General features: G+C 72.1%; 11 protein-coding genes. 4 read left to right on the plus strand and 7 right to left on the minus strand.

Annotated elements, in window-relative coordinates; translation table 11 throughout:
- Positions 1-2: 2 nt before the first annotated feature.
- From wecC to ACFO9I_RS09590, 3 genes are read right to left on the minus strand one after another with little or no spacing between them, the layout of a single operon-like run.
- Positions 3-1262 carry a UDP-N-acetyl-D-mannosamine dehydrogenase gene (wecC, locus tag ACFO9I_RS09580; protein WP_379180176.1) on the minus strand — a complete coding sequence of 420 codons (1260 nt, stop codon included), beginning with the start codon at positions 1260-1262 and terminating at the stop codon, positions 3-5.
- Positions 1259-2065 carry a WecB/TagA/CpsF family glycosyltransferase gene (locus ACFO9I_RS09585; RefSeq protein ID WP_379180178.1) on the minus strand — a complete coding sequence of 269 codons (807 nt, stop codon included), beginning with the start codon at positions 2063-2065 and terminating at the stop codon, positions 1259-1261. Before ACFO9I_RS09585 ends, wecC begins: the two co-directional genes overlap by 4 nt.
- Complete coding sequence (locus ACFO9I_RS09590) at positions 2058-3266, minus strand: hypothetical protein (RefSeq protein WP_379180180.1); 1209 nt, start codon at positions 3264-3266, stop codon at positions 2058-2060. Before ACFO9I_RS09590 ends, ACFO9I_RS09585 begins: the two co-directional genes overlap by 8 nt.
- Before the next feature lie 411 nt (positions 3267-3677).
- On the opposite strand from ACFO9I_RS09590, the gene ACFO9I_RS09595 reads away from it, so the two are divergent.
- Together ACFO9I_RS09595 and ACFO9I_RS09600 are read left to right on the plus strand one after the other, a co-directional pair.
- Positions 3678-4241, plus strand: a complete 564-nt coding sequence (locus ACFO9I_RS09595) for an HhH-GPD-type base excision DNA repair protein (protein ID WP_379180182.1) — start codon at positions 3678-3680, stop codon at positions 4239-4241.
- Between the two features lie 142 nt (positions 4242-4383).
- The gene (locus ACFO9I_RS09600) at positions 4384-5850 is read left to right on the plus strand and encodes an RNA polymerase sigma factor (protein WP_379180184.1); all 1467 of its coding nucleotides are present in this window, start codon (positions 4384-4386) and stop codon (positions 5848-5850) included.
- 156 nt (positions 5851-6006) lie between these two features.
- Here the strand turns inward: ACFO9I_RS09600 and ACFO9I_RS09605 are convergent, their stop codons facing one another.
- Entirely contained in the window at positions 6007-6141 is a 135-nt protein-coding gene (locus ACFO9I_RS09605) for a hypothetical protein (protein ID WP_379180186.1), read from the minus strand.
- A gap of 276 nt (positions 6142-6417) precedes the next feature.
- On the opposite strand from ACFO9I_RS09605, the gene ACFO9I_RS09610 reads away from it, so the two are divergent.
- Positions 6418-6810: a hypothetical protein gene (locus ACFO9I_RS09610; RefSeq protein WP_379180188.1), complete on the plus strand. Its 393-nt coding sequence runs from the start codon at positions 6418-6420 to the stop codon at positions 6808-6810.
- Positions 6811-6828: 18 nt separating this feature from the next.
- On the opposite strand, the gene ACFO9I_RS09615 is transcribed toward ACFO9I_RS09610, so the two are convergent.
- A complete protein-coding gene (locus ACFO9I_RS09615; protein WP_379180190.1) occupies positions 6829-7206 on the minus strand; it encodes a LapA family protein in 378 nt (125 codons plus the stop codon).
- A gap of 97 nt (positions 7207-7303) precedes the next feature.
- Between ACFO9I_RS09615 and ACFO9I_RS09620 the strand changes: the two genes are divergently transcribed.
- A complete protein-coding gene (locus tag ACFO9I_RS09620; RefSeq protein WP_379180192.1) occupies positions 7304-7858 on the plus strand; it encodes a hypothetical protein in 555 nt (184 codons plus the stop codon).
- 9 nt (positions 7859-7867) lie between these two features.
- Here ACFO9I_RS09620 and ACFO9I_RS09625 read toward each other — a convergent pair whose 3' ends face one another.
- Together ACFO9I_RS09625 and ACFO9I_RS09630 are read right to left on the minus strand one after the other, a co-directional pair.
- Positions 7868-8698: an EamA family transporter gene (locus ACFO9I_RS09625; protein WP_379180194.1), complete on the minus strand. Its 831-nt coding sequence runs from the start codon at positions 8696-8698 to the stop codon at positions 7868-7870.
- A gap of 3 nt (positions 8699-8701) precedes the next feature.
- Positions 8702-9187: DUF456 domain-containing protein (locus ACFO9I_RS09630; RefSeq protein WP_379180196.1), on the minus strand; the 486-nt coding region annotated here is incomplete at its 5' end.

Genomic DNA, 9187 nt, shown 5'->3' on the forward strand with positions numbered 1-9187 from the left:
CATCACCTCCACAGGCCGCGGGTGTCGTAGACGACCTTGCCGGCCAGCCGCGACCGGCTCAGCGACCGGAAGTGGTCGTGGTCGGTCAGGAGGACCACGATGTCGGCCTCGTCGATGGCGGTCGAGGCGGGCTCCAGCCGGATGTTGGGGAACTCGGACAGCTGCGGCGGCAGCACGTGCGAGAGCGGCTCCGCGATGCGGATGTCGACCTCCGGGAGCGCGCGTGCGATCGCCATGACCACATCGACGGCCGGGCTCTCGCGCAGGTCGTCGATGTTCGCCTTGTAGGAGAGGCCGAGGCAGGCCACCGTGGGGTTGCGGAAGCGCTCGGTCTTGCGCACGACCTGCTCGGCCACGTGCTGGGGCTTGACGATGTTGACCTCGCGCGCGGTGCGGATCAGCCGCGAGCGCTCCGGCGCCGCACCCACGATGAACCACGGGTCCACGGCGATGCAGTGCCCGCCGACCCCCGGCCCCGGGGTCAGCACGTTGACGCGGGGGTGGTGGTTCGCGAGCCTGATGACCTCCCAGACGTCGAGCTGGAGGTCCTCGCTGATGAGGGACAGCTCGTTGGCGAAGGCGATGTTGACGTCGCGGTAGGCGTTCTCCACCAGCTTGGCCATCTCGGCGCTCGCGGCGTCGGTCAGGATGATCTCGCCCTGAGTGAAGACCCGGTAGAGGGAAGCGGCCTTCGCCGCGCACCGCGGAGTGACCCCGCCCACGACCCGGTCGTTGGTGACCATCTCGATCATGATCCGGCCGGGCAGCACGCGCTCGGGGCAGTGCGCGACGTACACGTCCGGCACGCCCTCCGAGCTGTGCGGGAAGACCAGGTCGGGTCGCAGGTCTGCCAGCCACCGGCTCACCTTGTCGGTGGTGCCCGGGGGAGAGGTGGACTCGAGGACGACGACCTCGCCGCCGCGCAGCCGTGGCGCGATCTGGCCGACCGCCGCTCGGACGTACTGCAGGTCGGCGCGGTGGTCCTCCTCGAACGGCGTCGGCACGGCGATGATGAACGCGTCCGCCTCCGGGGTCTCGGTCGTCGCGGTGAGCCGGCCCTGCGCCACCGCCCCGCTCACCGCGGCCGACAGGTCCGGCTCGACGAACGGCACCTCGCCGTTCGCGACGGCCTTGACGGTGGCCTCGTTGACCTCGACCCCCACCACCTCGATGCCCCTCGTGGCGAGCACGGCCGCGGTCGGCAGCCCGATGTAGCCGAGCCCGAGGATCGCGACGCGGCCGTCGAAGACGGAGTCGGTCATGGTCTTGCCCCCTTGAGATGGTGGATGTGCCGCGGCGCGTGCGGGTACGCCGGGCGCCGGTGGACCAGCTCGAGCACGACGAGCCCGATGAACGCGCAGTTGGTGACGAGGTAGCGGCGCCAGAGCCGACGAGGCTCCTGTGCCACCCGGTAGGCCCACTCCATGCCGACGCGCTGCCAGGCGCGCGGAGCCCGGCGGGTGACCCCGGCGAGCACGTCGAAGGAGCCGCCGACGCCGTGCATGACCGGGACGCCGAGCCGGTCTCCGTGCTCGCCGAGGAAGATCTCCTTCTTCGGCGTGGTCATGCCCAGGAAGAGCATGTCGGCGCCGCTGGCCGCGATGTCGTCGGCGACCCACGCCGACTCGGCGTCGGTGAAGTAGCCGTCGCGAGCGCCCACGACCGTGACCCCGGGCCACCGCCGGGCGATCTCCCGGCGGACCCGCTCCAGCACGTCCGGGCGGGCGCCCAGCAGGTAGACCTTGAGTCGGTCCCGGTCGGCGAGGGCGAGCAGCTCCTCGAAGAGGTCGATGCCGGTGACGCGCTCCGGCAGCGGCCGCCGGAGCACGTGGCTCGCCCAGACCACCGACTGGCCGTCGGCGACGAGGACGTCGCACTCGAGCAACGAGTCGCGCAGGACCGCGTCGGCCGTGAGCTTGGCGATCTTGGCCGCGTTCACGACACCCACGAGGCAGCGCTCCTGGTTGCGGATCGCCTCGCCGGCCAGGGCGACCGTCTCCTCGAGCGTGAGCGGGTCGACCTCGAGGCCGAACAGCACGCGGGGGTCGGTCCGCAGGTCACTCATCGGACGCACCCCCTGCCCGGGAGTCCGGCCGTGGGGGCAGCCAGGCGTAGAGCAGCCAGCCCAGCTCGTAGGGCCGGCACTCGTGGTCGACGACCGACGGAGGGAGCAAGGTGTCGATCCCGGGGGCGTGCAGCCCCGGACGCAGTGCGGTGGTGAGCGCGCCGATTCCCCGGGCCGCCTTGGGCGGCTCGCGACGGCCGACCTTGCGCCACACCAGCCCGAAGCGGTCGCTGACGAGCTCCTCCACGACCTCGGGGTGGTGGTCCAGCCAGGCCAGGCCGGAAGCGACCTCGGCCCGGTGGTCGGAGCCGCCGGCCTCCCACAGGTCGAGCAGGGCCATCGGTGCCATCGCGTGCTGGTGGACGCTGTAGACCGGGTAGCGCTCCACGATCCCGCCGTCCCGCGCGTCGTAGTGCCACCACCACTGGCCGGCCGGGCCCTGCAGCCGGCAGATCCGCGTCGCCGTCCGCTCCGCCGCGGCCAGCAGGTCGGTGGAGCCCGTGAGCCGGGCGGCCCGCGCCAGCGCCTGGAGCGGGTAGACCTGGTCGGCGAAGCTGCCCACGTGGGCCCGCCACCGGGGCTGGGTCCGGGCGGGCAGGACGTGTGCCCACAACCCGGAGACGCCCTGCTCCCTCACCAGCCGCGCGGCCGCGGTCGCGAGCAGCTCCTCGGTGTCCCCGAACCGGGCCGCGGCGACCCCGGCGGTCAGCGACCAGGCCAGGTCCAGGGCCGGGATCGGTGCGGGGGAGGCGACGGCGGCGCCGAGCCGGGTGAGCAGGTGGTGGGGCAGCTCGTCGTACACCTCGGAGGCCGCCCACACCGCGAGCGCGACGGCGCCGAGGTCCGGGGTCCGGTCAGCACGCTCGACGACGAGCGCGGCCACGTCGCGGGCGGTGCGCCCGTCGACCACCTCGCGCTGCGCGGCGACGGGCAGGCGTCCCAGGCCGAGCGCCGCGATCGCGGCGTACCGCAGGTCCGTCCCCTCGTGCACGACACGGACGCCGGCACCCCCGGGAAGTCCCCGCACGGTCCGGGCGAACCCGCCCGTGCGGGGCAGGTACGCCGCGGTCAGGCCACGCGTCGACAGCCCCACGAGGCGGTCGATGCGGCCCCGGGCCGCTGGATCGAGCTCACTGAGGGCCGGCACCCGTGGTGGGTCCGGCCCTACCCTGGTGGGCTCCCGCAGAAGCTGCTGGTCCATCGCTCTTCCTCCGTCGCAATCTCGGTCGCGGTCCCGAGGGCGACCAGGTGCTGCTTGATGGGTCCGTGGCCGATGGACTCGGCGGCGACCGTCGACTCGCCGGCGGCCGGGCGAGCGGCCGCCGGGGCGAGGAGGTGGCACGGACGAGGCATCGGTGTCCTTCGGAGAACGGGGGGACGGCGCCGGGCGAGAACCGGGCACCTGCTCTCATCAGAAACGGTCTGGACCGGGCTGGCAACCTCGAAATCGCGATTACCCACTAGAGGGGACACCCCTGCTACCCACATGAGGGGACGGGCGGCTCGGGGCCTTCCCGGGGGGCCTCCCCACGAGAGGGGAGACGTCATCACGGGCGCTCGCCACGAGCGTGCGGAGGCGTCGGCCACGACGTGGCTGCGGCAGGATGGGCGCATGGCCATCCAGATCACCGGCGACCCGACCGCCGACCAGGTCCTGACCGACAGCCCGTTCGCCCTGCTCGTCGGGATGATGCTCGACCAGCAGTACCCGATGGAGCACGCCTTCCGGGGCCCGGCCAAGGTGCTGGATCGGTTCGGGACGCTCGAGCCCGCGGCGATCGCCGCCGCCGACCCCGAGGAGTTCGCGGCGCTGTGCGCGACGCCGCCCGCGATCCACCGCTTCCCGGGATCGATGGCCGCGCGCCTGCAGGCCCTGGCGGCCCTGGTCGAGGAGCAGTACGACGGCCGCACCGAGCGGCTGTGGACCGAGGCCGGGACCGGCAAGGAGCTGCTGAAGCGGGTGATGGAGCTGCCGGGCTTCGGCAAGCAGAAGGCCCAGATCTTCGTGGCGCTGCTCGCCAAGCAGCTCGACGTCCGGCCCGAGGGCTGGGAGCAGGCTGTCGGCGCCTACGCCGAGGACGGCTACCGGTCGGTCGCCGACGTGGTGGACGAGGCCTCGCTGCAGAAGGTCCGCGACTACAAGAAGCAGAAGAAGGCGGCCGCCAAGGCCGGATGAGACGCGGCCTTCGTCTCATCCACGCGGATGGCCGCGGGGTGAATGCCCGGTGATCACCGGCCCCGTGGCAGAATGACGACGCGGCCTTGACGTATCCGGGCCTCGCCGCGCCCACGTGGTCTGAACCGCCAGCTTACGAGAGGTGTTCGTGTCCTCGAACGCACGCAAGATGCTTCCTGCCGAGGTGCTGTCGCACCCTGCCGTCGTGGCCCTGGTCGAACGGGGCACCCCTACCGGCAGCCTGACGCCGGAGGAGGTGCGCCAGGCCAGTGAGGACGCCCAGGTCGAGCCCAAGCACCTCAAGGCGCTGCTCATGCACCTGAGCTCGCTGGGGATCTCGGTGCACGTGACCGCCTCGAGCACGCGCGCGGTCGCCGCGACCTCCACGCGGAAGACCACCACCGCCAAGACGGCCAAGAAGGCCCCGGCCAAGAAGGCGGCCGCCCCGGCCCCCGCGAAGAAGGTCGCGGCCAAGAAGGCCGCCACGACCGCGGAGTCGGCCGAGGCCGAGGTCGCGGTCGAGGCCGCCCCGGTGGTCGGGCCGGACGGCAAGAAGATCCTCCCCGACCTGCCCGACGAGCAGTTCGAGAAGGACGTGAAGACCGACCCGACGATCGAGGAGGACGAGAAGTCCGCCACCTTCGTCGTCTCCGACGCCGACGACACCGGTGAGCCCGAGCAGCAGGTCATGGTCGCCGGCGCGACCGCCGACCCGGTCAAGGACTACCTCAAGCAGATCGGCAAGGTGCCGCTGCTGAACGCCGAGATGGAGGTCGAGCTCGCCAAGCGGATCGAGGCCGGCCTGTTCTCGGAGGAGAAGCTCGCCAAGGGCGGCAAGATCTCCCCGAAGCTCCTCGAGGAGCTCGAGTGGATCGCCGAGGACGGCCGCCGCGCCAAGAACCACCTCCTCGAGGCCAACCTCCGCCTCGTCGTCTCGCTGGCCAAGCGCTACACCGGGCGCGGCATGCTCTTCCTGGACCTGATCCAGGAGGGCAACCTCGGTCTGATCCGTGCGGTCGAGAAGTTCGACTACACCAAGGGCTACAAGTTCTCGACCTACGCGACCTGGTGGATCCGCCAGGCGATCACCCGCGCGATGGCCGACCAGGCCCGCACCATCCGCATCCCGGTGCACATGGTCGAGGTCATCAACAAGCTCGCCCGCGTGCAGCGCCAGATGCTGCAGGACCTCGGCCGCGAGCCCACCCCGGAGGAGCTCGCCAAGGAGCTCGACATGACCCCCGAGAAGGTCATCGAGGTCCAGAAGTACGGTCGCGAGCCGATCTCGCTGCACACCCCGCTCGGTGAGGACGGCGACTCCGAGTTCGGCGACCTGATCGAGGACTCCGAGGCGATCGTCCCGGCCGACGCCGTGTCGTTCACGCTCCTGCAGGAGCAGCTGCACGCCGTGCTGGATACGCTCTCCGAGCGCGAGGCGGGCGTGGTGAGCATGCGCTTCGGCCTCACCGACGGCCAGCCGAAGACCCTCGACGAGATCGGCAAGGTGTACGGCGTGACCCGCGAGCGGATCCGCCAGATCGAGTCCAAGACCATGTCGAAGCTGCGGCACCCGTCGCGCTCGCAGGTCCTGCGCGACTACCTGGACTGACCTGACAGAACCGCCTCCGACCGCAAGCGGTCGGAGGCGGTTCTGTCGGTTCCGGGATCGTCCTGGAGCGCGCGGCCAACCGGACAGGGCACTGGGCGTGGGACCAACGCCCCTGCGCCAGCGGCGCGGGCGGATCTATGGTCGGACGAAGGGCGGTCACCGCAAGCGGCGGCTCGACGTCGTCGTCCAGGCGGCCGCGACGACATCGACCACATCTGCGCGAACGCCGGCGACGACGAGTTCGAGCGCGAGAGCGGCAACGAACGCCTGTTCGGCGGGCGTGGCTTCCACGAGCTCAGGGGACGAGGCGCCGACGCGTGCTTCGCTCAGGAGAAGGGGTCGACCGCCCCCGGGCTCCAGGGCTGAGGGGCGGGCCGCCAGCGAGGGAGGGGAACGATGGGACGAGCTGTTCGATTTGCGGCGCTGAGCGGACCGGCGGCGCTCGTGGCGAGCCCGCTTGCCGGAGTGCCCGCACCCGCTGGAGCCGCGACGCCGCCCCAGGTGACTCACACCCAGGTCGACGTGTCGCTGAAGGGTATCGACCAGTGCGGGTTCACTGTGGACTCCGTGGTTCGCGGGACGGACACGTTCCGGGTCTACGTCGACAAGGCCGGTGACCTCCACTTCCAGGATGTGTCCCACGTCGTGAGCACCTTGACCAATGTGGCGAACGGCAAGGTCGTGTACGTGGACAACGCGAGCCGCGACGCCTGGAGCGAGTCCGGAGTGACCAACCCAGATGGCACCGTCACCTACACCGACGTACTCACAGGAATGATCGTGCGGGTCTACACCGCGCACAGCAGCACCCTGGTGAAGGACGTGGGCTACCTCTCGATCGTGGACACGGTCGATGCTCAGGGCAACTTCCTCGACGAGCATCTGGTCTCGCACGGGCCGCACCCGTTCGCGGGCGACTTCGAGGTCTTCTGCGACGCGATCACGGCCGCGATCGGGTAGCTGGCCGGGGCCCCCCGGTCAGGCGCGCTTCCTGGCGCCCTTGGCGTCGCGGCGCACCCGCCGTCGCAGCTGCAGGATCCGCAGCGAGCCGGCCGTCGCCGCGAGGAACAGGCCAGCGGCCGTGGCGATCAGCAGCGTCACCGCGAGGGGAGCGGTGCCGGTCCACCCGAGGAACGAGACCTCGACACGCTGGGTGTTCTGGGCGATGAAGACGACCAGCAGCAGCAGCACCAGGCCCAGGCCGACCACGGCGACCCAGATGCCGCTGGTCCGGGAGCCGCGCAGCGGGTCCTTGGTCCTGGCGGGGGGCGTCTGGCTCTCCGGCCGGGTCGCCGCGTCGTCGTGTCCGGCTGGGGCAGGAGACGTGGTAGGGGGCGTGGGGGAGTCGTCGCTCATGACTCATTCGTACCCGATGGGTCCTGACTGCAACCTGGAGCGGCTCGCGTGCATCTGAGCAGTGAGACACACCCCGACCACACAGGAGCAGCTCCCCATGAACCTCAGCACCCGCGCCGCCCGCGCCGTCGCCACCGTCCTCCTCGGCGCCACCACCCTCGGCGTGGCCGCCCCCGCCATGGCGGAGAAGGTGAGCGTGGAGGACCCCGCCGACGCGACCGCCTCGCTCAACGACGTGCGCGGCGCCACGCTCGACCACCGCGACGTGCGGGTGCGGGGCACCATCACGGTGACCGACCTGCGGGCGAAGTCCGACGGCGGTCCGGCCAGCATCCAGGTCTTCCTCGACACCGACCGGACGCGCAAGGGACCGGAGTACCGGATCGCCAGCGGCCTGCAGGAGGGCACCGACTACCAGCTCTCGCGGATCCGGCACTGGGAGGCCGTGGGGGGACCGTTGAGCTGCGCCCACCACCTCGCCCTCGACTACGCCGACGACGTGGTGCGGTACCGCGTCAAGCGCACCTGCCTCGGCACCCCCGAGAGCGTGCGGGTCGCGGTCAAGATGTACGACGCGTACGACGCCTCGCACCCGGTCGTCGACTGGCTCGGCGGTCGGCGCGACTTCACCTCCTGGGTGCGCAGCAGCTGACCGGCGGGTTCACCCGGCAGCGACCAGCGACACCGCCACCGCGCAGAGGCCCAGCCCGAGGGCCTGGGCGCGGTGCACGCGCTCGCGCAGCAGGGAGGCGGCCAGCATCACGGTGAAGGCCGGGTACAGCGACGTGATGACCGCCGTGACGGTCAGGTAGCCCCCCTGAGTGGCGACCAGGAACGAGCCGGTCGCCAGCGCGCCCAGGGCTCCGCTGACCAGGCCACCCAGCGATCGGCGGTCCCGGGGCAGCCACGGCGCACGCAGCGCGAGCGCCACCGCGACGATGGTGGCGCCGGCGACGACCTGGTTGAGGGCCAGCGGCAGGAAGCCGGCCTCCTCCGGGATCTGGGCGAGTGCAGCGAACAGCGATCCGAAGCCGAGCCCGGCCAGGATCCCGTCGGTCAGGCCGGCGCCCAGCGGTCCCGGCCCGGTGGCCGGCTCCCGCGCGACCAGCCAGATGCCGGGCAGCGCGACGACGATGCCGATCCACACCAGCGAGCCGGGGCGCTCCCCGGCCAGGACGCCGACCACGACCGGGACGACGGCGGCGCCGACCCCGGACACCGGTGCGACCACGCCCATCCGGCCCGAGGACAGGCCCCGGTAGAGGAACGCCGTGCCGAAGCCGTTGCCGAGGCCGGCGACCACGCCCCAGGCGAGGTCCGCCCCGGTTGCTGAGCCGGGGGTCGCCAGGGTCAGCAGGAGGACGAGCGCGGCGCCGCCGAGCTGCGCGACCAGCGCCACCGTCCAGGGGCTGACCCGCTTGGACGTCACGCCACCGACGAAGTCGGAGAGCCCGTAGGCGACGGCTGCGAGCAGGGAGAGCAGGATCGGCACGGGTCAGGTCACCGCCAGGCCCACGACCCAGGCGCCCGCGGCGAGCAGGGCGGCGGACAGCTCGATGAGCACGCTCAGGCCCACGGCCCTCAGCGAGGCCTTGGTGGACGGCCAAGCGGCCGCCGACCCGACCCGGGCGAGCTCAGCGAGGTAGATGCCCACGACGAAGCCGAGCAGCAGACCCACGACCGGCACCACGAAGAAGCCGACCACGGCACCGAGGGCGCCGCTCCACTGGGTCGTGGTGGGGATGCCGTCACGCTGGAGCCGTCGGCGCGGCACGACGTACTTCACGACGGTCGCGGTGCCGATGAGCGCGGCTGCCACGAGCAGCACCAGACAGGCGGCCAGCCCGCCCTCGGCGAGGGTCCAGACCAGCACGGCGCCCAGGACCAGCACGGAGCCGGGCAGGACCGGCACCAGCACGCCGGCCAGGCCCACCACGATCGCCAGCGCGACGCAGACCTCGAGCGCACTCACGCGGCACAC

The organism is Nocardioides sp. GCM10023255 (genome assembly GCF_042653125.1).
GTDB lineage: Bacteria > Actinomycetota > Actinomycetes > Propionibacteriales > Nocardioidaceae > Nocardioides.

Coding starts and splice junctions, on each gene's coding strand:
- ACFO9I_RS09590 (WP_379180180.1), bottom strand. CDS start 3,266: ATGGACCAGCAGCTTCTGCGGGAGCCCACCAGGGTAGGGCCGGACCCA.
- ACFO9I_RS09620 (WP_379180192.1), top strand. CDS start 7,304: ATGAACCTCAGCACCCGCGCCGCCCGCGCCGTCGCCACCGTCCTCCTC.
- ACFO9I_RS09615 (WP_379180190.1), bottom strand. CDS start 7,206: ATGAGCGACGACTCCCCCACGCCCCCTACCACGTCTCCTGCCCCAGCC.
- ACFO9I_RS09585 (WP_379180178.1), bottom strand. CDS start 2,065: ATGAGTGACCTGCGGACCGACCCCCGCGTGCTGTTCGGCCTCGAGGTC.
- ACFO9I_RS09595 (WP_379180182.1), top strand. CDS start 3,678: ATGGCCATCCAGATCACCGGCGACCCGACCGCCGACCAGGTCCTGACC.
- wecC (WP_379180176.1), bottom strand. CDS start 1,262: ATGACCGACTCCGTCTTCGACGGCCGCGTCGCGATCCTCGGGCTCGGC.